This window comes from Actinopolymorpha sp. B17G11, assembly GCF_040196095.1.
Lineage (GTDB): Bacteria > Actinomycetota > Actinomycetes > Propionibacteriales > Actinopolymorphaceae > Thermasporomyces.
In genome coordinates this window covers 37,607-59,186 of sequence record NZ_JBEFTW010000008.1, presented here as the reverse complement: position 1 = coordinate 59,186, position 21,580 = coordinate 37,607, and the positions used below count along the sequence as shown (strand labels likewise).

19 protein-coding genes are annotated in these 21,580 nt (G+C 66.5%); 12 read left to right on the top strand and 7 right to left on the bottom strand.

Annotation, left to right across the window (positions count from 1 at the left end):
* The first annotated feature begins 126 nt into the window (after positions 1-126).
* Positions 127-1,593, top strand: a complete 1,467-nt coding sequence (locus ABN028_RS10925) for an aminotransferase-like domain-containing protein (RefSeq protein ID WP_349696518.1) — start codon at positions 127-129, stop codon at positions 1,591-1,593.
* Positions 1,594-1,914: 321 nt separating this feature from the next.
* Here the strand turns inward: ABN028_RS10925 and ABN028_RS10920 are convergent, their stop codons facing one another.
* The gene (locus ABN028_RS10920; RefSeq protein ID WP_349696517.1) at positions 1,915-2,724 is read right to left on the bottom strand and encodes a GmrSD restriction endonuclease domain-containing protein; all 810 of its coding nucleotides are present in this window, start codon (positions 2,722-2,724) and stop codon (positions 1,915-1,917) included.
* An 82-nt stretch (positions 2,725-2,806) separates the two neighbouring features.
* On the opposite strand from ABN028_RS10920, the gene ABN028_RS10915 reads away from it, so the two are divergent.
* The 4 genes from ABN028_RS10915 to ABN028_RS10900 are packed head-to-tail and all read left to right on the top strand — an operon-like array spanning position 2,807 to position 4,217.
* Positions 2,807-3,400, top strand: a complete 594-nt coding sequence (locus tag ABN028_RS10915; RefSeq protein ID WP_349696516.1) for an alkaline phosphatase D family protein — start codon at positions 2,807-2,809, stop codon at positions 3,398-3,400.
* Between the two features lie 21 nt (positions 3,401-3,421).
* Positions 3,422-3,565, top strand: coding sequence for a hypothetical protein (locus ABN028_RS10910; RefSeq protein ID WP_349696515.1), 144 nt, complete (start codon positions 3,422-3,424; stop codon positions 3,563-3,565).
* 15 nt (positions 3,566-3,580) lie between these two features.
* Positions 3,581-3,739: a hypothetical protein gene (locus ABN028_RS10905; RefSeq protein WP_349696514.1), complete on the top strand. Its 159-nt coding sequence runs from the start codon at positions 3,581-3,583 to the stop codon at positions 3,737-3,739.
* 10 nt (positions 3,740-3,749) lie between these two features.
* Complete coding sequence (locus ABN028_RS10900; protein ID WP_349696513.1) at positions 3,750-4,217, top strand: discoidin domain-containing protein; 468 nt, start codon at positions 3,750-3,752, stop codon at positions 4,215-4,217.
* Positions 4,218-4,378: 161 nt separating this feature from the next.
* On the opposite strand, the gene ABN028_RS10895 is transcribed toward ABN028_RS10900, so the two are convergent.
* Both ABN028_RS10895 and ABN028_RS10890 read right to left on the bottom strand, forming a co-directional pair.
* Positions 4,379-5,368 (bottom strand): ArsR/SmtB family transcription factor, encoded by a 990-nt coding sequence (locus ABN028_RS10895; RefSeq protein ID WP_349696512.1) that lies wholly within the window; start codon positions 5,366-5,368, stop codon positions 4,379-4,381.
* Between the two features lie 137 nt (positions 5,369-5,505).
* Positions 5,506-6,489 carry a hypothetical protein gene (locus ABN028_RS10890; protein ID WP_349696511.1) on the bottom strand — a complete coding sequence of 328 codons (984 nt, stop codon included), beginning with the start codon at positions 6,487-6,489 and terminating at the stop codon, positions 5,506-5,508.
* Between the two features lie 187 nt (positions 6,490-6,676).
* On the opposite strand from ABN028_RS10890, the gene ABN028_RS10885 reads away from it, so the two are divergent.
* The 4 genes from ABN028_RS10885 to ABN028_RS10870 all read left to right on the top strand — a co-directional run bounded on the left by ABN028_RS10885 (position 6,677) and on the right by ABN028_RS10870 (position 9,523).
* On the top strand, positions 6,677-7,378 hold the full coding sequence (locus tag ABN028_RS10885) for a hypothetical protein (RefSeq protein WP_349696510.1): 702 nt from the start codon (positions 6,677-6,679) through the stop codon (positions 7,376-7,378).
* Between the two features lie 264 nt (positions 7,379-7,642).
* A complete protein-coding gene (locus ABN028_RS10880) occupies positions 7,643-8,380 on the top strand; it encodes a hypothetical protein (RefSeq protein ID WP_349696509.1) in 738 nt (245 codons plus the stop codon).
* A gap of 44 nt (positions 8,381-8,424) precedes the next feature.
* A complete protein-coding gene (locus tag ABN028_RS10875) occupies positions 8,425-8,739 on the top strand; it encodes a hypothetical protein (protein ID WP_349696508.1) in 315 nt (104 codons plus the stop codon).
* Between the two features lie 16 nt (positions 8,740-8,755).
* The gene (locus ABN028_RS10870; protein ID WP_349696507.1) at positions 8,756-9,523 is read left to right on the top strand and encodes a hypothetical protein; all 768 of its coding nucleotides are present in this window, start codon (positions 8,756-8,758) and stop codon (positions 9,521-9,523) included.
* A 27-nt stretch (positions 9,524-9,550) separates the two neighbouring features.
* On the opposite strand, the gene ABN028_RS10865 is transcribed toward ABN028_RS10870, so the two are convergent.
* From ABN028_RS10865 to ABN028_RS10855, 3 genes are all read right to left on the bottom strand, one after another.
* Positions 9,551-12,817: an AfsR/SARP family transcriptional regulator gene (locus ABN028_RS10865; RefSeq protein ID WP_349696506.1), complete on the bottom strand. Its 3,267-nt coding sequence runs from the start codon at positions 12,815-12,817 to the stop codon at positions 9,551-9,553.
* A 208-nt stretch (positions 12,818-13,025) separates the two neighbouring features.
* On the bottom strand, positions 13,026-13,769 hold the full coding sequence (locus ABN028_RS10860; protein WP_349696505.1) for a hypothetical protein: 744 nt from the start codon (positions 13,767-13,769) through the stop codon (positions 13,026-13,028).
* A gap of 100 nt (positions 13,770-13,869) precedes the next feature.
* Positions 13,870-15,864 (bottom strand): BTAD domain-containing putative transcriptional regulator, encoded by a 1,995-nt coding sequence (locus tag ABN028_RS10855; protein WP_349696504.1) that lies wholly within the window; start codon positions 15,862-15,864, stop codon positions 13,870-13,872.
* A gap of 217 nt (positions 15,865-16,081) precedes the next feature.
* On the opposite strand from ABN028_RS10855, the gene ABN028_RS10850 reads away from it, so the two are divergent.
* On the top strand, positions 16,082-17,563 hold the full coding sequence (locus ABN028_RS10850; protein ID WP_349696503.1) for a sulfatase-like hydrolase/transferase: 1,482 nt from the start codon (positions 16,082-16,084) through the stop codon (positions 17,561-17,563).
* Here the strand turns inward: ABN028_RS10850 and ABN028_RS10845 are convergent.
* Positions 17,539-18,435: an AraC family transcriptional regulator gene (locus ABN028_RS10845; protein WP_349329464.1), complete on the bottom strand. Its 897-nt coding sequence runs from the start codon at positions 18,433-18,435 to the stop codon at positions 17,539-17,541. The genes ABN028_RS10850 and ABN028_RS10845 overlap by 25 nt on opposite strands.
* A 73-nt stretch (positions 18,436-18,508) precedes the next feature.
* On the opposite strand from ABN028_RS10845, the gene ABN028_RS10840 reads away from it, so the two are divergent.
* Both ABN028_RS10840 and ABN028_RS10835 read left to right on the top strand, forming a co-directional pair.
* On the top strand, positions 18,509-19,378 hold the full coding sequence (locus ABN028_RS10840) for a phytanoyl-CoA dioxygenase family protein (RefSeq protein ID WP_349696502.1): 870 nt from the start codon (positions 18,509-18,511) through the stop codon (positions 19,376-19,378).
* A 308-nt stretch (positions 19,379-19,686) separates the two neighbouring features.
* Positions 19,687-21,579 (top strand): ABC transporter substrate-binding protein, encoded by a 1,893-nt coding sequence (locus ABN028_RS10835; RefSeq protein WP_349696501.1) that lies wholly within the window; start codon positions 19,687-19,689, stop codon positions 21,577-21,579.
* The last annotated feature ends 1 nt before the right edge of the window (position 21,580 follow it).

The following is a 21,580-nucleotide window of genomic DNA, read 5'->3' as shown; positions in this document are numbered from 1 at the left end:
GTCATCGCCATTGGCTTGCGGCACACAGCCAATGGGGACGACGTATGCCATGCGGACCCTCAGGTTGACGACTTCGGCCCGGCGAAGCTATAGCCAAATCCGAGAAATTGGACTTTCCTTGGGTCGATGAGGTTTACGGCAGACCAATTGGCCGGGATGCTCCTCGAGTCGGGCGCCCGGCCCGGCCCGTTGCACCGGCGGCTGAGTGAAGGGCTCCGCGAGCTCATCGATCTTGGTGAGATCCCGCCCGAGTCGGTGCTGCCGTCGGAGCGCGCCCTGGCGAACGCGCTCTCGCTCAGTCGTACGACCGTCGTCGCCGCCTATCACACGCTCCGGCAGGAAGACCGCCTCGAACGCCGTCAGGGCAGCGGCACCCGGGTGACCGGATCAGGCCGCCCCGGGCATCGCGAAACCGTGTCCTCCAGGGCGCTTGTGGGCGACCACGCGGGCGCGCAGTTTCTGCACGGTCCGCTGCCCACCATGGACTTCTCGACCGCGGCCCTACCGTGCCTCGACCTGGTGCCCGAGGTGGCGGCGGGACTGACCCGGGCGGAGTACGACATCCTGACCGCCGGCTACCACGGCTATCAGCCGCGCGGCCTGCCGGCGTTGCGCGAACGGCTCGCGGCGGCGTACTCCCAGCACGGCGTCCCCACCACGGCCGACCAGATCCTCATCACCAGTGGGGCGCAGCAGGCGCTCGAGCTCATCACCCACGGCTGCCTGCAGCCGGGCGACAGCGTGGTGACCGAAGCGCCGACCTACCGGGGCGCGTTGGAGGCGTTCAGGCTGGCCAACTGCCGGATCCGGTCGGTCCCGTGCGACGACAACGGCATGGACGTCGAACGGGTCGAGGATCTCCTCACCGAACGCCCGCCGCGGTTGATCTACGTCCAGTCGACCGTGCACAACCCGACCGGCATGGTCCTCGCCGACGGTCGGCGATGCCGCCTGGCCCGGCTCGCCGAGCGCCACCAGATAATCGTGGTCGACGACACCGCGCTCGCCGGCACGCTCATCGAGGGGTCGCCTCCGACGCCGCTGGCCGGACTGAGTACGAGCGAGCGGATCCTCACGATCGGGTCGATGAGCAAGCTGTTCTGGAGCGGGCTTCGGCTCGGCTGGATCCGCGGCACCGCCCAGGTCGTCTCGCGACTGGCGCAGATGAAGGGCATGACCGATCTCGGCACGTCGCTCGTGAGCCAGCAGATCGCGATCCACCTGCTCGACCGGCTGCCGGACGCGCAGGCCACCCGTCGCCGCGAGCTCGCCGAGGGCCTGGCGGCGCTGACTGGCTTACTGGGCGAACATCTGCCCGACTGGACGTGGCGCACGCCGCGCGGAGGCGCGTCCCTCTGGGTGCGGATACCCACAGACTCGGTGACCAACTTCGCGCACTTCGCGGTGCGCTTCGGGGTGGCGATCCTTCCTGGTACCGCGTTCTCTCCCGACAGCGTGACCGACGACCACACCCGGCTGCCGTACGCCCTTCCGCGCACCGCGATGGTGGCCGGCGTACAACGGCTCGCTCGGGCGTGGGATGGCTACGCTGAAGGTCATCGCGCCATCCCCACCGTGGCCGTCACCACCTGAGCCCACGGACCAGGTGGAGCCCGCCGCCGCACAGGCCCGCCCGGGGCTCTTGTCGGGAACGCCGTGCTCCCCTGTCAGGGAACGGGAGTGCTGACCTCCGTCAAATGACCACGCTGAGCAGGCCTGCGGTTTCTGGACAGGTGTCGGCACCTGTTCCGGGTGCCGCAGGCCTGCTCAGCGTGGTCATTTGTGCCGGCGGCTGAGGTCCCCTTGCAAGGAGGCTGTCAGCCTGGGTGTTGCGTCGGGTGCGAACCGCGGTACTCCCGCATCGTCGAACTCGAGGTGTACGCCTGAAGCACGGCTACGAAGAGGAAGGCCGCCTCACGAATCGTCGGCGACGCGGAACCGGTCAGAAAGAGTCCGGCCATCGGGTCCGCCGTGGACCCGCACCGACCATCTGGTCGTCTCGCTCCCCAGCACGATGGTCGGAACCAGGTAGTTCTCGAAGGCGGTGAGAACGGTTGCGGTGAATCGGTCCATGAGGTGATCGCGGATCGCATAGCCCTCGCCGTCCACTGCAAGCTCGGTGGCCGTGGCGTTTCCTGGCGTGACGAAGCCGTGCTGCCAGTGCCGCAGTTCCGCGGCGTCGCCGAACACCAGGCGGAGAGGGAACATGCGTTCCTCCCACTCCCGTTCCGGTGTGCTGAGGTCGAGTGGCCTCCGCTGCGGTGTCACTCCTTGCCGAGTCTCCGGCAGGGAGATGATCGCCTCGTCGCGGTCCGCGGCCGGATCGGTGGCCGCGGACATGTCGAGGTAGTACCAGCGTCGTACCGGATTTCCGTGACCATCTCGCGTGTGCACCGCCTGGCCGGAGGCAAGGACCTGGTAGAGCGAGGTCAGGCGATATTGCCCGTCGATCAACAACCGCTCGGGCGCATCCGATGACGAGGGAGCGCCTGTGACGGGGCGGGAGCTGAACCGCAGGCCACGGTCCCCCGCCTGGAGAAGCTGAAACACGCCGATCGGATAACCCAGCGATACGCTCGCGAGCAGACTCGTGATCCACTCGTCGTCCAGGCGCAACTCCCGCTGAAACTCGGGCACCTGAATTCTGCCCTCGTGTGCCTCGTCGAGAAGTCGCGGGAGAGGCTCCTGCGCGCACTCGTAGCTGGGCCGCGGCGTCCCTGTCATGGTCGCATTGTCACGTAGCCGTCCTTGGCCAGCAAAAGGTTTCACCGGCGCGGCGTACCCGGCGGATCGACTCCCGGCCTCAGTGCGTGTCCGGGTCGCGCCAGAAGAACGCCTCCGGGTCGTACGCCGCCGGCGTCGGGTGCTGCCACGCGCAGATCAGCCCGCCCGCGACCGCATCGTCGCGGCCTTCACCGAACGCGGTGTGGCCAACCCGGTGGTCCTTTCCGGCGACATCCATCGCAATATGGCCGCCGACATCAAGGCCGACTTCGACGACCCGGGCTCCGAGACCGTCGCCACGGAGTTCATCGGGACGTCGATCAGCTCCGGACTCGACGGCGCCGACATGGACGAACTCGGCCCGGAGTTTCTTGCCAATCAGCACCTGCGGTTCTACAACTCCCTGCGCGGCTACGTACGTTTCCAGGTGACACCCGACCATCTGGTGTCGGACTTTCGCGTGGTGCCGTTCGTCCGCCAGCAGGGGGCGCCGATCAGTACCCGTGCGAGTTTCCTCACCGAGAACGGCCGGGTCTGGAGCAGATCGCGGACAACCCGCCGGTCGGGCGTCGCTTCGCGGTGGACATCCCGCCGCCCGAGCAGCCGGTCAGTCCGTACGAGTAGCTCCTACGAGGGGTCCGTACGAGAATTCCGGGCGCGAAGTCGGCAACCCTGACAGACAAGGGGAACGAAGGTCATGGTCGATCCGTTGGTCCCGCCCACGAGCTCCGACGATCTCCGCCTGTCGGCCCTGCCGGTCTCGCTCGAGGTGCTCGCCGTGCCGTGTGGTGCGCGGACCCCGGACGTCGGGATACGCAACGCAGCGGCCGAGCGGGTCTAGGGCGATGTCCTGCTCATGCCGGAACCTCCGCTGACCGTCTCGCCCGACCTCATCTCCAGCTACTTGCCGGCGGGTTACGAACTCGACGTACCGGTCGAGGTCCGGGCACCGGTCGGGACGGTGGCCGGGGACACCGAGATCACGCTCCGGGGCGGGGCGAGACGGGCAGGGTGACGAGCTCATCGTGCCCGTTACGGTGACGACGCCCCCCACCGGTCACGGTGCGAACCTCGCGCTCGCCGCCACCGTCACCGCGTCGTCTACCCACGCGAGCTTCTCGGTCTGCGGGGCCATCGACGGCAACAGCAACCAGGACGACTGGGAGGTGTCGACCGGATGGAACGACGGCAGCCCGGCGGTCTTCCCGGACTGGCTGGCGGTCGAGTTTGCCCAACCCGAGCAGGTGAGCCGGGTCGTGGTCCACACGCTGGACTCCAGCCGAATCCCCGGATCCGGTTACGGTCTACGGGACTGGGACGTCCAGGTCCCCGCCAACGACACCTGGTTGACGGTCGCCGCCGTGCGCGGCAACACTGTGGCGCCGGTAGTTTCGTCGTTCGCGACTGTCACCACCGCGGCCGTCCGCATTCTCGCCCTGGCCTCCAACGACGCGCGCTATTCCCGGATCGTCGAGTTCGAGGTCCACGCCTAGGTGGCACACGCCTCTGAAAGGCTGGATCAGGGGTCCCTTCACGCGACTCGCCTTTTGGATGAGGGCGCCCTTCACGCGAATCTTTTGGATCAGGGGTCCCCTCATGCGGTTCGCCATTGGGCTTCGGCAGCCGCCACAGGCCGGGGTAAGCGCACGGCCTGTCAGTGGTCGCCAGCAAGCATCCGCTGGCCGAGTGGCGTCAGGCTGTGGACGACGTATCGGCCGCTCCGGGTCGACCTCACGAGGCCGCTGTTGCGCAGGATGGCCGTATGCTCACTCGTCGAGGACAGGGAGAGACCCGTACGTGCGGCCAGTCGAGTGGTGCCGAGAGGGCTGGTCAGCGCCCTCAGCAGGGTGGCTCGTGGCCCACCGATCAGCGCGGCCAGGTGCCGGTCGGTTCCGTCGCGGATATCGGTTCGTTGCATCCAGTGCGGTGGCGGACCTATGGGATAGACGAGCACGGGGTCGAGCTCGACGTTCGCCAGGGTCACCGGGGCGCCTCGGCAGAAGAACGAAGGAACCAGGGTCAAGCCGCGGCCGCCGAGGTCGATGGTGAGGTCGGCGGGATAGTCGGCGGTCAGGACGGGAGGCGTCCAACGGATGCCTCGTGCCAGGCTTCCCAGCAAGGCGTGCACACCATCGCTGAGCATTCGCCGGGTGATGCCGCGACGGTGATCGTCCAACTGGGTGGCGATCTGGTCGTGGAACGGCGCGAGTGCGAGGTCGTGGTACGTACGAAGGGCGGATCCTAGCCAGCGCAGCTGCCGCGGTTCTCCTGCGGCGACGCCAGCCAACCATGAAGACCGGCTGGACACGCCATTCGCCTTGGCCATCTCTGACCGCAGGCGCGCTCGGGGTACGTGCAGCACCTCATCAATACCCGCCTCGAGATTGGTGCTCGTGGGTGCAGGGGTCAGGAAGTCGGGAAAGTACCGCTGCGGAGGCGCCAGTTCGTACAAGCCGGCCACGACGGGCGCGAGTCGGCCGCGCGCCACGGTGCGAACCCAGCCCGCCCATTCCCGGTAGGGGCTGGCACGGGAATGTCGCGCGCCCATCTGGTGCAGGCTCAGCACGATCTCCCACATGGGGTCGGGGTCTTCCGCGACCCGAATACGCGCCATGTCTTCTGGCGTGAACACGATTCGCAGCACGTCAGAGCATGGTGCCGATAGCCACTATTGATCCGGTATCGATCCACTCTCGATCCGATGTACGCCGGCCTCGATGGTGGGCCACTTCGGCGCTATGCGCACCTGCCCGATCGCGTCGACGTTCGAGTCCTCAACAGTCAGTCCCAGTTGTAGAAGTCGTGGCTGTCGTCCCAGTCGTCACTGGGTGAGCTATACCCCGATGTGCCGGACGAACCCGGTGACGCTGGGCTGCTCGGCGGGTGGCTCGTGGGTGCGTCCTCCCGCTCCTGGTGGTCCGGACGTCCCAGCCGGTATTGGGCCATCTCGATCAGGTCCCCGGTGATCTCCCTCAGCTGGTCGCTGAGCCGCTCGAGCGCCTCCTCCCGCCTCTCCTGCATGGCTTCGACCTCGTCGCGGTCCGGCTTCGCCTGGCCACCGCGCACGGGCCGGCGTGTGGCGCGCGCTACGGGTTCGCCGTCGGTCCACACGCCGGCCTTGAACAGTGCGGCGAACATGAGGGTCCACTCGTGGTCCCAGTCCGGATGCTCGTACCAGCCGGGTTGGTACCCGTTCTCACCCAGGCATGCGAAGGGCGTCACCACGCTGTACAGCAGGGAGGCGCGGGCCTGCATCGGCGTAGCACTCCGCTCGCCAGCGTGGTGTGGGACGGCGCGGCGAATCCGTTTGCGCATCGGCAGCCGCGGCAGCCGGTCCCGGCCCGACCGACCCAGCAGCAGGGTCGGCCTGACGAGGACCCGGAGCACGAACCACAGAGACTCGGCCACTTCGGCGGCGTCGCTGCGCCAACTCCAAGGATGCCGCGGATCGGCCAGCCACTGCCAGTGGCGGCCAATGACGACGCTCGCCATGAGGACCACTCGCCGTTGTCGGCGAAACTCGGTGAACGACAGCCGGCGATCCAGCGGGCCGAGAACGAGAAGCCGGTAGTACGCCCAAGCCAGTCGCTGGGCCTCGCTGATAGTCGCGCCCGGCCATCGGCGGCGCACCTCATCAGCCACAGCGATCCCGCCGGCCATGAGCGACCAGTTCCGGTACGGCGGGCGCACCAGGGCGTGGAAGGTCGGTGTCGTCAGCACGTACACAACGAAGACAGTCGTGCAGAGCGCTACCCAGATCCACACACCGACACCGTATCGACACGGCTTCGTATCGGGAGCCGTCGCTGCAGTGAGTCCGTGGTCTGTGCCGTCGACGGGTACCCGATCTCGATCCACTCTCGATCCGAGTACGCCGGACTCGACGGTGGGCTACTTCGGCCCTACCCGAAGTGGCTCGACTGGCACGATCTGCTCACTGAGCATGTGCAGAATGGCAAGATATGCGGGCCACAGGGCCGCCCTCGACCTGCTGTACGCCGCCCGGGCCATGGCACTCGTTCTCGCTGGAGTCGGCTTGGTTGCGGGGCTCCTCCTCTACCTGGTTCCGACTCCAGCCGCCTCGATGGGTGGTTGGCCACTCGGGTACACACTGGGGGCACCGGCTTCGGTGCAGCTGGGTGACGTGTGCGAAGGGCGTGGAACTCGGGCCGTCGAACTCGACGACCGAACGACATGCCCGGATGCGTCCTGGTCGGTCGATGGCCGATCCGACAGCGGCACGCTGTACACAAAGTGGGGGCAGGTCGCAGCCACCGGCGAGCTGCCCGATCGCGTCGACGCTCGAGTCTTCAACGGCGCGGCGTACCTCGACCCGCCAGCAGAACGCTACGGCCTTGCGGTCGTACCGCTGGCTCTCCTCGGCCTCGGCGTGCTCGCGTTGGTGTTCACCGTGCCGCTGCGGATCATTCGACGACTTACCGGGGACGAGCCCGACTGGGATGTCGACGGCGCCATGATGCTCGGCGTCGTCGGTCTGGCACTCGCGGCGTCGGCCGGTGCGGCGGCGGGCTATCTGATGGCCGAAGACACCAACGACCGCCTCGGTGCAGGCGCCGTGGTGGTCGCTGCCGTCGTCTTCGTGGCGTGGCAGTTGCACAAGTGGCGCCTTCACCGTCGTCGAGAGTTGCGGTGAGCCGAACGCGTTGGGACAGGGCCGGCCATATACCGCGCGCATACCGGTCGAAAACCGTTCCTTTCCAGAATGGTTTCGTGACACGAACAGAAGTGATCCACGGCGCACTGGGGAGAACGAATGACTGGGCTGCGTACGGGCGGCTGGGATCCGGAGCCGCGGGCTCGGCGATCAGGAGCTGCACCCCTCACATCTCCGCACCAGGACCCGATCGTCCGGCAGGAGCGCAGCGGCTCCACGGAATTGCCAGAGCCTTTCGCCAGCTTGACCTCTGGCCTCGACTACCTGGTCGCAGATCTGGAGACCATGATCAACGCCCACGAGTGTGCTCGGCAGGCGATGCAGGTTCCGGTGCAGGCGGCCGACTCTCGTGCGGCGTTCACCGTTGATGTGAGGGCATCCGGTCAGCTGACTCGGGTCCAGCCCGCTACCGCCTGGCGAGAGCGGGTGCAGCCGGACGAGGTCGGGGCTGCCGTTCTGGAGGCGGTGCGGAACGCCGAAGCTCAACAGTGGGAGTTCTGGTGGGCCGCTATTAAGTCGGATGATGTCGCTGCCAGCCCGCCGACTCAGCACAAGAGCCGTCTCGGTGGACCAGCCGAATCCGAACCGGCCATCGAGAGGGGATCGCCATGGGAACCCGCGTTCGCGACCGAAGGTGCGTGGGGTGACGGGTCGTTGCCTCTGGCTGACCTCGGAGAAGCCTCTGATTCACCTGAATCGTGGACAAGCGGATTCGCAGATGCCCTTTTCCAAGGCGAGTCTCCACCGCTGCTGGCTGACCTCGACGACCCTGTCGTGGCCGAACCACCGGCCGCACCTGCGCATGAGAGCGTTTCCTTCCGGGAGGAGGTCGTACGTGTGGAACTAACCAGGTCCGGCGAGGTGGAATCGGTCTACGTGAGCCCGCGATGGGCCGCCAGCGTTGACCGCACGACCCTTGCAGAACGGCTCACGCGAGCATTCCAGACCGCCTACGCCAATCACGATCAGATGACGCAGTAACGCCGACCCAGGACACTCACGAGCACCACCAGAAGGAGCAGGCGATGGGTAAAAAGGAATGGTCGTACGACGACATGGAAGCGGCCATGAAGAAGTGGTACGTGGTCTCCGACGACATCGACGAGGTCGTCAAAGCTCTCAACAATGCGAAGTTCACGATGCTCGAGATGGGGCTGGCCGCACCGGTCCAACCCTCCTATGAGGATGTTCGAAGCTCTCTGCGGACGCTGTTGAAGGACGCCGCCCGAGAAACGGCGAGCATGGGAGCCGCGTTGCGCAAGACGAACGGCACCTATATGGAGAGCGAGGAATGGAACAAGGACGCCATCGCCGACGCCGCAAAGGCAGTGGGCGACTGATCAACAAGGAGGAGTCGTGGCACCGACGACGGACAAAGAGTGGGCGGACGAGCTCGAGGAGAAGATAAAAAGGGACGTGGAGGACTTCCAGGCGCTCATCAACAAGGTGCTTGCGCGTGTTAACGCCGTGCCGTGGCCGCAACGCTATTACATCGACGACGCAAGCGTCGAGAAGATGCGGAAGCACGCAAAGACACTCGCGGAGTCCGCCCTCGATCTCCTCGAAGGGATCTATTTTCCGGTCACCGTCCTCCCAGTCCTGACAACCTTGAACAACAACGTCAGGGACAAGATCGAGGGGTGCTCGAATACAATCAAGGGCGTCACTAGTGACCTCTCCGAGACCTGGACAGACGACGCCGGAAACGCGTATGTGAAGAGGTCGGGCCGGCAATCGGACGCGCTGATCAGGGCCAGAGATTGTGCCAGCGTCATGGAGAAACAGCTGGACAAACTCAGAGAGTCGATCGCGGATCTCTACCACGGTGTGCGCGATATCTTCCACGAGTTGGTGGGGGAAATTCTTGGAATCATACAGGATGCCGCGATATTCGACGTCCTTGACGCCGCCAGCTTGGGTGCCAAGGAGGCTGCAGAAATCGTCCTCTCGGCTCTCAGGATCGTGAATTCAGCCGCCAAAGCGCTCAACGACCTTGTAAAGAAACTCTACGATACGTTTGTCGCCGAGCACGGCGCAAAGCGCGAACTCACGGGTTTGGTCGAGAGCAGATTCCCGGACGGTTGGCCAAAAGCTGTCTCGGAAACGCTGCTCGCCGACGCGTGAGGCAGCCTCGCGCCCGTGGCTCATGCACTATCCGAGCAGATCGGCCACGGCGTCAGCTTGAGGTGAGCCGAAAGACCTGAATAGCTCGTACGCCTCACTCAGATATGCGTCCACTCGGCCGTCCGGATCGTCGGAGCCCTTGGCCCGTAACGCTTGGGCCAACGCCACCAGCGCTCTTGCCTTGCCGAGATGGTGTCCGGTCTCGCGATGGATGGCAAGCGACTCCTCAGCGGCCTCGACGGCCGCATCGACGTGGGCGCTTGCCAGCTCCACCCGAGACAGGACGGTCAGGCCCAGGGCACGGAAGGAGATCGCCCCGGCTGGTTCGGCGAGGGCAGAGACCGTCCCGCAGTGCCGACGAGCGTCGTCGTGCAAACCAAGCAACTCTGCTGACTCGGCGAGTCCCACTAGCGCGTTCAGCCGCAGAGCAAGGTTGCCGAGCCTTTCGGCGATCGCGTGAGCGTCGGTGAACGCGTCGAGTGCATCGGCCGGATCATTTGAACGAAGGCGTACGTATCCAGAGACATTGAGGGCGTCGCCGGAATGTCCGAGCCCCAGGTCTCCTGAGAGGTTGACGCAGCGGACCCTGTCCGCCTCCGCCTCGAGGAGGCGACCAAGGTCTGCGAGGATGAGCGACCGCGTGAAGGCCGCGTTGAACAGCATGACCGGATCGTCGAGTTCCCCCCGCTCGGCCACCTGCCTGTCGAGGACGTCGAGAGCCTCTGCTGGCCTGCCCAGTATCGAAAGGATCTCCGCGAGATTGGCGTATGACGTCGCCTGTGCCGGAGACTCTGCGCCGCTGTTGACACACTGCCGGAAATAGGTGAGGGACCCTTCGAAGTCACCGAGATAGCGGGCCAGTCTGCCGAGGTTGTCCAGCGTGGTCAGCTCACTGCCAGGTCCACCAGCCCGCTGTTTGATCTCGAGTGAGCGATGCAGCAGCTGGCGGGCGTCCGCGTAGTGCCCTTCGTTCGTGTCGAGAACGGCGAGGTTGTTGAGTATGCCGCTCTGGCGGGCCTCGTCGGCGGCTTGGGTGGCGTACTGGAGGGCAAAGGTGTAGTCCTGTCGCGCAGCCTTGTAGTCAGATCTCCTGAACTTCGTCGCATGGCCCATGTACGCAGACGCCAGCGCTGCTGGATCGGCACGACCGGTGGCCGCCGCCAGTGCTGCGTCGACAACCTGGGACGAGTGACTGACATGTCCGGTGCGGAACAGGTAGGTGCCGATCAGCTCCGCCAGGAGCCATGACCAGTGGTGTGGACCCGACTCCGCGGCGTGGAGCACAGCGTCGACCAGGTTGAGCTGTTCGTCCTCGTACCATGCTAGGGCAGCTTCAGTCGAAACCACCTCGACACTTGGAATGTCCGGGGGAAGGGTGGGCGACGGCAGCCGCAGCGACGCCGGGTAGCGGATCGCGTGAGCGTCAGCGGTGGTGGCGTAGTACCACGCCAGAAGGCGGTCGATGGCGGCTTGCCGCCGGTCGGCTGGTTCGGCCGCGACTGCCGTGGCACGCGCGTACTGACGCAGCAGGTCGTGAAACGTGAAGCGGCCCGCTGCGTGCTCAGTGATCAGGTGGGCGGAGATGAGCCGGGCCAGACCTCTGCGCGCGTCGGGGACCGATACGCCGGCGAGCGCTGCCGCTGCGGGTGCGGTGAAGTCCGGGCCAGGCAGCAGGCCGAGCAGCCGGAACAACCGTCGTTCGGCTTCGGCGAGGCGTTGGTATGACAGGTCGAACGTAGCGCGGACCGCGGCTTCGTCGTCACCGTCGATGGCGAGAGAGCCGAGAACGTCACTGGTGCTCAGCTCCGCCACGTAGTCGCCGACGCTCATATGCGGGTGGTCGGCGAGGCCGCCGGCGGCGATACGGAGAGCGAGAGGAAGCCGCGCGCACAGTACGGCAAGCGATGGCACCGCTTCGAGTTCGTCAGGCATCCGGTCCGGATCGAGCTGTTCGCGGAGCACTGCCTCGGCGTCGGACTGCGTGAGGGTGTCCAGCGGCAGCCGGCGGGCGCCGTCGCGTGCGATGAGCCCCGTCAGCCGGTCCCGGCTCGTGATGAGCGTGCAGGACGCCGGGCTAGTTGGCAGGAGTGGACGTACCTGGGCGGCGTCGGCCACGTTGTCGAGGACGACGAGCACAGCCTTGTCCGCAAGGGCGGATCGGTACGCCGCCAAGGCCTCGTCGAAGTTGTCAGGTGTGGAGTCAGGCTCGACTCCTAACCCACGCAGGAAGTGGCCCAACGCCTCGTCCGCGGACACCGCTGGTGCGGACGCGTACCCGCGCATGTCGAGATAGAGCTGCCCGTCCGGGAAGCGTGCGGCGGCCGCACGCGCCCACCGGACCGCCAATGCGGTCTTGCCGACCCCACCCATCCCGCTGAGCACCACGACCCGCGGGTGGTCAGAGCCCACGGGCGCGAGCAAGGTGTCGAGCCGTGCGAGCTCGGCGACCCGTCCGGTGAATCCTTCGGTTAGCGGAGGAAGCTGCACCGGCGGCAAGCGGAGTGGCGTCCCGGGCGTCGGTGGCGGCTGCCGGTTGGGCGGTGGCGCATCCAGCGCTGGATCTCCTCGCAGGATGGCGACCTCGAGGTCGCGAAGCTCCTTGCTGGGGTCCAGACCGAGCTCCTCACCGAGGAGGTCTCTGGTTCTCGCGAACGCCGCCAATGCGTCCGCGGTACGCCCGCACCGGTACAACCCCAGCATCAGCTGTGCGGTGAACTTCTCCCGCAACGGGAACTGCGCTACGAGTGCTGACAGCTCCGGCACGAGCGCGGTTGCCGGCGAGCCGTGTGTGAGCTCAGCGTCGTACAACTCAGTCTGGACGACGAGGCGGAGCTCGTCCAGCCGCGCCGCCTCGTCGCGGAGGAGGTCAACCGGCTCCACCGTCTCGAACGCGCTGCCCCGCCATAACGAAAGGGCAGCACGATATCGGTCGACCGCTCCATCCATGTCTCCCGCCTGGTACAGATTGCGGGCCTCGGCGACATCATGTTCGAACTGGTCGGCGTCCGCCTCACCGGGCTCAACCCGGAGTGCGTACCCGTTCTGTTGGTGCGCGATGCGCTCGTGGTCGTGGAGTGCACGGCGTAGCCGGAGGATGTTGCCCTGCAGGTTCTTTCGTGCACTGGGCGGGGGCTCACTCGACCATAGCTGTGAGAGCAGACGATCGGTCGACACCGTTCGATTTCGGCAACAGAGGAGTACGGCGAGCAGCAACTGTTGCTTTGCGGATCCGAGATCCAACGGCCTCTCGTCATCGCTGTGAACCATGAGCGCGCCGAGTATCTCGAAGCGCATTACATGCTCCTTCGCCACCACCACCATGGCTGCCTCGCGCGGTGGGCCGATGACGGCGCGCGATCAACCATCTGTCTGTCAATCTTAGTCGCGGCTCTTCGCCGGGGCCTCCAATCACCACGGGTACCTAAGGCAGGAAGCTGAAACATGGGAGACTCTGCACTCGAAAGTGAATGTCCACCATCATCCACTTGGAAAGACATAGACGTTACCCGCTTGCGGTTCGCGCGTCTGCCTCGGCTGCCAGGCGTATCGCCTGCTGCGTCATTGTGACGATCTGATCCGCGGGGGCATAGCGACGCTGGGAATGGGTCCAGACCAGGAGCATTCCGAGGTCCGAATCTAGACGCCAGCCGTCGAAGCTCGATTCGAGGAGCAGCCGGCGGGCCTGTGGGGTGAGTCCCGCGCCGACATGGTTGGCGTCGTCGGCTGTTGTGAGAAACCTCTTGTCGAAGGGCTGGTCGCCGGTACGGATCAGCTGCCCGGGCCGCCACTCGTCATGACTTTGCCATTTGTTCGCCACCTGCACCCAGAACGGCACGTGCGGCAATGGAACCGCCCAGACCGTGTGCAGGTAGGTCAGCTGCGCCCGACCGGCTCCGGAGGCGTGTCCTGCCAGCCAGTCGAAGACCATAACCCGGCGTCCCTCGGCAACACCTTCGAGGACGTTCAGGATGCGGGACCCGACGGCCATCCGCGTCGGCTCCATGTTCATGAGCTTGCTCGTAATCATGCTGCCCGCTGTGCCCAGCGACCGGGGCAGCTGCTGCACGAGTGGCACCAGGTCTGGTCGCTCCGCCGTGTATCCCCATCCCTGGCTCTCCGCCAGATCGGCCATGGCCTTCGAACGCTGCGCCGGTGCCCGCCGCGCACGAACCCTCGGTACGACGATGGCGGCGATGACAAGCAAGATCACCGCAACCACGACGACCTTGGTCACCAGTTCACTCATTCGACCTTCACCCTCCTCGACTCCGAACTCGCGTCCGTCATCCGACCAAGGTCGGGTGACACCGGTCCAGTCGTTTCGGGTGGAGCCGAATTGTCGCGGCTCAGAGGTCGTGCCTGTGATAGCGAATAAGGACGGGCAGCTCGGTGACGGACACCATGCTGCCTGGCTTGGGCACCTCCACGGTCCCGTCGAGATGCTCGACCCGCGCGGTGCCCGGCTCGGCAAGCATGGTCGCCTTGCCGATGTCGGTCCACCGGATCACCGCCTCGCGCGACGGTCGATCGGGAGGGCAATCCCCGGGCGAGGACGCAAACACGAATCGGAGCTGCCAGACATTCGGAGGGAGGTTGTCGTCGCTGCCGTGACTGGCGGATCGTACGTACGCATCGGTCAGCCAGCGCTGCAGCCTGTCAACGAACCAGGCGGCCTGCGTGGGCGGACCGCCCTCAGCCTGGAGGACGATCGGGACGTTTCGTCCTCCCCAGTAGTGGAAGTACATCCGACTGCACCGCGCGAAGATGCCTGCGAGGAAGTGGCGTACGGCGTATGCGCCCGCAGTGGCCTGATCCGGTCGCGGAGCATGGACGATGTTATGAGCGGGTCCGGTGCTCCACATCAGACGCTGGGCGCCCACGGCATGCAATGTCCGGTCGATGAGGCCGCTGAGCTCGACCATCTCCTCCGGCGGTCCGGAGGGATCACGCGGATGCAGCTTGACCGCGACGGCGTCGCAGTGCTCGAGAACCCCTGCCTCGGCGTACGCCCGAAGTTGTTCCCTTGCGGCCGGATCCCAGAGGTCACCGAACGACGGCGACACCACGAGTGCAGCTGGGTCCACGTCCTTGATGATCCTTGCCGCACGCTGGACCATCGCGGCGAGCGTTTCGGCGGATCCGTTGTACCGCATCGGCGAGTTGACGTAGTCCCAGAGTTCGTACGCCTCGATCCGGCCCTGGTAACGGGTCACCGTGGCGCGGACGTAGGCATCCCAGTCGGCCAGATCATCCGGCGGCGCTGCACGGCAATCGTCGAGGTAGACCGCGCGTTTCGCGTCAGGGCATACCCATCCAGCCGGCATACCCATCGTGTAGAGCACCGGCAGGCACGCGTTCCGTGCGCCGGCCACGAGCCGGTCCAGCGTCCGCCAGTCGAAGACCTCCTTGTGGGGTTGGATGTTCGACCACCGGCAGGCGCAGTCCCACAGGCGGACCGCCCCAACTCTGAAGTCGGGCATCCTGCCACTGGTGCTGTTGAGGGTTACGCCGAAGAACGCCGGATTCACCGGCTCTGGCGGGTCGTGGTACCACTCCGGACCAAGTACGTGTTGCGGGGCGACGCGCACAGCTGGCACCGGCACCGCCATGGCGGGATCCGGCTCATCCACACCGGCAAGGATTGTCTCGTGCATCCGCTGCAGCTCTGGTCCCGGTTCAACCCCGAGTTCCTCCACGAGAACGCTGCGCCCGGACCGGTACACCTCGAGTGCCTCGGCCTGGCGGCCGAGCCGGTGCAGCGCCCGCATCAACAGGACGCGGAACCGTTCCCGGAATGGGTGCGCCTCCACCAGAGCAAGCAGCTCGCCCACTCGCTCGCCATGGCCCCCGATGGCGAGTTCGGTCTCGAGGCAGCGCTCCAGGACAAGCAGCCGACGGTCCTCCAACCTGGTCGCTTCGGCTGCCAGGGTGCGCACTCCACCGAGTGCCGGGCCACGCCACAGGGCGAGTGCCTCCCGAAGGCGAGAGATGCACGCGTCCATCTGCCCGGCAGACCGGAGCTCGCCGGCCTCGGCGGCCAGGCGTTCGAAGACATGGGCGTCGACGTCATCGAGTCCGGCCTGGAGGAGATAGCCGCCGGGATGGGTTTTGATCGCAGGGCCGAGCGAGCGCCGTAACACCGACACCGCGGTGAGGATCTGCCCATGAGCGGTGGTTGGCGGCGAGCCTTCCCACGCCGCGTCGACCAGACGTCGAACCGGCACGACCTGGCCAAGGTTGAGAGCGAGGACCGCGAGCACCGTCCGTTGACGAGGCCCGCCGATCGGAACTGCCGTGCCCTGGTCGCACACCTCGACCGGCCCCAGCAGGTGGTAGTCCATCCGCGCCTCCCGCGTGGCTCAGCATCAGCAAGATCGTCGCACAGTCGTACAGATCTGCGTCGGGGCAGGCGAGGCGCCACCTGGCCGCGGCCAGGCGGCCATGTCAGGACGATCCGGGGTCGTATCCCGGCGGCTCGGGCCAGAAGCTGCCCATCATGGGCGTCGACAAGGCAAGCTTGGCCGAATGCCAAGGTCGGCCCGGAAGGATGCGAGCACCGTGGAGCAGCGAGACCGTCCCCACATCCTGCTCATCACGACCGACCAGCAGCGGTTCGACACGGTGGGCCCGCGGTCGCCCGACTTCCTGCGGACGCCGCACCTCGACCAGTTGGGCCGCGAAGGCGTTCGCTTCGACCGTGCCTACGCGGAGTGCCCGATCTGCGTACCCTCCCGCGTCAGCATCATGACCGGCCGCAGCGTCCTTTCCCACGGCATGGCTGGCAACGGTTCCACCTCGGAGGTCATGGGTCGCGACGGCACGCTGCCGTCGGTGCTCCGCGATCTCGGCTACTCCACGGCGGCGATCGGAAAGATGCACTTCACCCCGGAGCGGGCGCGCCACGGCTTCGACGAGATGCTGCTGCCCGCCGACTACTACCGCTGGATGAGCGAGAGCGGCACGCCGGTGCAGCCCATGCGGCACGGCCTGGGACAGAACGAGCTCTACCCCGGGATGGCCACCGTTCCCGAGGCGCTGACGCTCACCACGTGGATCGCCGACCAGTGCGTACGCTACGTACGCGACCGGCGCGATCCGACGACGCCGTTCTTTCTGTGGGCGAGTTTCACCAAGCCCCATCCGCCGTTGGACCCGCCCGAGCCCTATGCCTCGATGTACCGCGACGCGCCCGTGCCCGATCCCGTCTACGGTGACTGGAGCGGTGACGACGCGGCGCCCGAGGCGTTCCTGCGCCAGCGGCAACGGCACAGCTACGATCTCGTACCGCCATCGGTGATCCGGGCCGCCCGCGAGGCGTACTACGGGCTCATCACCCACGTGGACTACGCGATCGGGCGGATCTTCGCCGGGCTACAGGACGTCGGACTGCTCGACGACACGTTCGTCGTGTTCACCTCGGACCACGGCGAGTTCCTCGGCGACCATCATGCCGGCAACAAGGTCATGTTCCACGAGCCGTCCGCTCATGTCCCGTTCCTGGTGCGACCGCCCAAGCGCGACGGGCACGGCCTGCATGGCACCACGAGCGATGCGCTCGTCACCCACGCCGACGTTCTTCCCACACTTGTCGCTGCCGCGGGCGGTGTGCCCTCGCCGGACCTCGACGGGCATGACCTGCTGGCGACGGTGCGTGGCGGGACGCCGGTACGGCAGTACGTCTGCGGCCTCGCCGCGGATGGCCGCTCCGGTGCCGGTGCCGCGCCCGCTCCGGTCTACCTCGCGGTCACCGACGGCCGATGGAAGTACATCTGGTATCCCGAAGGCGCGCAGGAGCAGCTTTTCGACCTCGACACCGACCCTGACGAACTGGTGGACCGCAGCGGCCGCCCGGACACCGAAGAGGTCCGACGGGCGCTGTCCACCGCCCTCGCCGAGCAGCTGAGGAAGGCCGGATCACCGTGGGCGACGATCGAGGGCCTCGTCGAGACACCCCTGCGGCAGGAGCCGGTCACTGATCGCCGCGCCACCGCCTGGCCCGGCTATCACACCGAGTCCTATGGCGTGGACGTACGCCACTGACTGGCCCCGTCGCGCCGCCTGAGCTCCCTGAGCTCTCGCGGCGACCGGCCGGTGTGCCGGCGGAACACGGTCGCGAAGTGCTGTGCTGAGGAGAAGCCGAGCTCGCTGGCGATGGTGGTGATGCTGCGGTCCGTCTCGGTGAGGAGCATTTCCGCTCGCTCGATCCGCAGGTTGGCCTGGTAGCGGGCGGGGCTGACGCCGATCTGCCTGGTGTAGAGCTGTGTCAGGTAGGTAGGCGAGAGGCCGACGTTGCCTGAGAGTTCGGCCAGCGGAACCGAGTCCGCGTAGCGGGCATCGAGAATCCGGCGGGCGTGGGCGACAGCGGGGTGGAGGAGGTCGTGCCGCTGGCCGGTTGTGGCAAGTTGGCGGGTGATCTCGACCAGAAGATGTTGAACGGACAATTTCAGTCCCTCACCGCGCAACGCCTGGGCCGTCGTGACCTCACGCAGGAACGCGTCGAACGGTCCATGGACGGCGTGTGCGTCGGCCAGGTGGTAGGGCAGGTGGGCCTGCCAGCAGGCCGCGACGTCGGGCAGATCTTCGAGAAGGACGGATACGTCGAGGCCGGCGAACACGAACTGCCACGACCTTGCCGCCGGACGGACCATGTGGTGGCGGGTCCGGGGCGGGACCGCGAGCAGGCCGTGGCGGGCGACCTCGTACTCGCTGGCGCCCACCCGCCAACGGGTCGGCGGGCCATCGGTCTGCAGGTAGAACTCCCACACGGCATGGGCGTGCGGTCCGATGAGCCATGAGGTGGGTGCGCGTTGGTCTCCGGCGTGTCTGAGTCCGGCCACCCCGGATCGCTCGAGATAGGCGTGGAACCCTGCCTGGATCCCCTTCGGCGTGATGACGGACGGCTCGACGGTCATCGCAAGATTGTGTACGTCTTGACCGGTGTTTGTGAACGCCGCCGGGGTACTCCCGGGCCTAGCGTGCGGAGGTATGACCTCACTGAGGGCACCCGCCCACCTGCTGCCGACCGACGAGGATGTCGAGTTCTTCCGCCAGCACGGCTACTGGATCTCTGGGCGGATCATCCCCGACGAGGTGATCGCCGCCGCGGAGCGCGGAATGGCGCGACTCTACGCAGGAGATGTCGATCATCGTCTGCCGAACGGGGAGTCGCAGCACGGCTGGGTGCCCGCACACGGTGACGTCCTCCGGAAGAACGACTACGCCTCACTGGTGGTCGACGAGCTGGCCGCACTGGTGCGCCATCCGCTCATCGCTGCCTGTGCCGCTCGCCTGGCTGGAGTCGAGGAGGTCCGGCTCTGGCATGACCAACTTCTCTACAAGCCTGCCGAACGACTTCTGCCCGAAAGCGGCCAGGTCAATGTCGGTTGGCACACCGATCGGCAGTACTGGCGCACCTGCGCGAGTGCGCACATGCTCACCGCCTGGGTGCCGTTCCACGACGTCGGGTCCGCCGAAGGCTCGGTGTCGTTCGTTCCGGGAAGTCATCGCTGGGACGAGGACGTCGTCCTCAACTTCTTCGATCCTGACCTGTCGACACTTGATCGGCTGCGCGCCGACCGCCAGTTCGAGGTGGCCGTCACCGAGATTCCCAAGGGGGCGATGAGTTTCCACCACTGTCGGACGATCCACGGCAGCGGACCGAACCTGAGTCACGGCGCGCGACGGTCGATCGCGATCCACCTGCAGCCCGGCGACAACCACTTCGTCAGGCATCCGCTGCCGAACGGCGAGTTCGCCCGGCATGGCCTTGATTCCTTGGTACGGCGTACGGCAGATGGGGATCCGGACTACTCCGATCCCGCGGTCTGTCCTCGCCTGTGGCCGTCGCAGCAGTAGAGAAGGCCAGCCGGCCAGAGGAGGTGGCATCGTTGGGGAGTTTGGAACGGACGGAGTCGAGCGGTCGCCGAACCGAGGTCGGTCGCCGTCGCGTGCTGTACATGTGCGCTGCCACGGCAGGTGCGGTGATGCTCTCGGCCTGCTCCCCAGGCTCGGCTGGCCAGGAGACAGGCACCGGCTCCGGAAAAGCGAGACGTGCGGGCAGCGCGGCGAAGAGGGGATCCGCGACCAGACCGCTGCCGACCCCCTCGTCGTTGGACGAAGCACCTCAGCTCGCCGCACAGGTGAGGGCTGGTCGCCTTCCCCCGGTGGCCGACCGGCTGCCGAAACGTCCCTACGTGGTGCCCCACCACTGGCTCACACCGGGAAAGTACGGCGGCGAGCTCAGGCTGGTCGCTTCCTCGACCGACAGCGCGGCGTTCCGGGAGTACATGTACGGCCACTCCCTCATCCGCTGGTTGAACGACGGGATGGACATCGGTCCGGGGCTGGTCGAGAGTTGGGAGACGGGCGACGACGCGTCGGAGTGGACGTTCCACTTCCGTCCAGGTCTCCACTGGTCCGACGGCGCGCCGTGGACGACGGACGACATCATGTTCTGGTGGAAGGACATGGTGGGCAACGACGCGCATCCGGACACTCCACCAGATGAGACGCGTTCCGGAAACGGTGCGCTCATGGACCTGTCCGCGCCGGACGACGTCACCCTCGTCATGCGGTTCGACACGCCCGCGCCCCTTACGCCGTTTCATCTTGCCCGCTGGGTCAACGGCGGTATCGGGCCGACGTGGATGGCGCCGAAGCACTATCTGAAGCAGTTCCACCCGGCCTACAACGACCAGGTGTCCAAGGACTGGGCCTCTGCCGGAGGCGAGTTCGAGCTCAAGCGGAACTGGACGGTCAACCCGGACTGCCCCACGATGACCGGCTGGCGGCTCAAGAGCTACAAGGAGGGCCGCCAGGTCGTCTACGAACGGAATCCGTACTACTGGTGCACCGACCCGGACGGGCGGCAGTTGCCGTACGTCGACACGGTCACAGTCGCCGCCGTCGCAGACCCTGAGGTGATGAAGCTCCAGATCCAGGAGGGGGAGTATGACCACGTGGACGGTTACCTCTCCGGATCTGTCACGTTGAGCGACGTCTCCTCGCTCAAGCAGACCCAGGACCGCAGCGCACTCGAGGTCTTGTTGTGGGACAGCGGCGACGGGACCGGATCGCTGTTCTTCTTCAACTACGACTATCGCGAACCCACGATGCGCGCGCTGATCCGGAACCCGAAGTTCCGCCAGGCGTTGTCTCATGCGTTCGACCGGGCCGAGGCGCAGAAGGCGATCTACTTCAACACCGGCGAACGGACGACGGGAACCTACAGTCCGAAGTCGTTGGACTTCCTCGCCGACGACACCGCGGGGGATGTCTACAAGCAGTGGCGCGACAGCTATGTCGACCACGATCCCGAGCAGGCCAAGGCGATTCTGGACGAGATCGGGGTGGTCGACTCCGACGGTGACGGTAAACGGGAGTTGCCCGACGGTGGCAAGCTCGTCATCCGCCTCGACTATCCGGCGGGAACCAGCCACGACCACGTCCAGAAGAACGAGTTGTTGAAGAAGGACTGGGAACGCATCGGGCTGGAGACGAAGCTCAACCCCGTGCCGCCTGATGCGTGGACGGTCGACTGGGACGCCGGCGAACTGATGTCGACCACCGCCTGGGAAATGGGCGGCGGCATCCACGAGATCCTGGTGGAACCTCAGGTGCTGGTCCCACTCGAGGGCTTCTCCGCCTGGTGGGCACCACTCCACGCCAACTTCCACGCGGTATGGAACACGGCTGACGCCGCCAAGCTACGCGGCACTGATCCGTACTCTCGCACCCCGCCGAGTGTCGAGCCCGAACCCGGGGGGCCCATCGAGCGGCTGTGGCGGCTCTACGACGAGGCGAAGACGGAGCCCGACGCCATGCGCCGTTACGCCAAGGTCTGGGAAATGATCAAGATCCACGTCAGCGACGGGCCGTTCTTCATGGGTGCCGTCGCGAACTTCCCCCGGGTCGTCCTCGCGCACAAGGATCTCGCGAACGTTCCGCGCCGGGAGAACCTCCGGCTGAACGGATTCTGCGGACCGTGGAGCCACCCGAACCCGGCCGTGTACGACCCGGAGACGTGGTACTGGGTGAACCCTGGCGCGCACACCTGAC

Excerpts from the sequence above, each read along its gene's own strand:
- ABN028_RS10925 (WP_349696518.1), top strand. The coding sequence starts at position 127 with ATGAGGTTTACGGCAGACCAATTGGCCGGGATGCTCCTCGAGTCGGGC.
- ABN028_RS10920 (WP_349696517.1), bottom strand. The coding sequence starts at position 2,724 with ATGACAGGGACGCCGCGGCCCAGCTACGAGTGCGCGCAGGAGCCTCTC.
- ABN028_RS10910 (WP_349696515.1), top strand. The coding sequence starts at position 3,422 with ATGGTCGATCCGTTGGTCCCGCCCACGAGCTCCGACGATCTCCGCCTG.
- ABN028_RS10905 (WP_349696514.1), top strand. The coding sequence starts at position 3,581 with ATGCCGGAACCTCCGCTGACCGTCTCGCCCGACCTCATCTCCAGCTAC.
- ABN028_RS10885 (WP_349696510.1), top strand. The coding sequence starts at position 6,677 with ATGGCAAGATATGCGGGCCACAGGGCCGCCCTCGACCTGCTGTACGCC.
- ABN028_RS10875 (WP_349696508.1), top strand. The coding sequence starts at position 8,425 with ATGGGTAAAAAGGAATGGTCGTACGACGACATGGAAGCGGCCATGAAG.
- ABN028_RS10865 (WP_349696506.1), bottom strand. The coding sequence starts at position 12,817 with ATGCGCTTCGAGATACTCGGCGCGCTCATGGTTCACAGCGATGACGAG.
- ABN028_RS10860 (WP_349696505.1), bottom strand. The coding sequence starts at position 13,769 with ATGAGTGAACTGGTGACCAAGGTCGTCGTGGTTGCGGTGATCTTGCTT.
- ABN028_RS10855 (WP_349696504.1), bottom strand. The coding sequence starts at position 15,864 with ATGGACTACCACCTGCTGGGGCCGGTCGAGGTGTGCGACCAGGGCACG.
- ABN028_RS10845 (WP_349329464.1), bottom strand. The coding sequence starts at position 18,435 with ATGACCGTCGAGCCGTCCGTCATCACGCCGAAGGGGATCCAGGCAGGG.
- ABN028_RS10840 (WP_349696502.1), top strand. The coding sequence starts at position 18,509 with ATGACCTCACTGAGGGCACCCGCCCACCTGCTGCCGACCGACGAGGAT.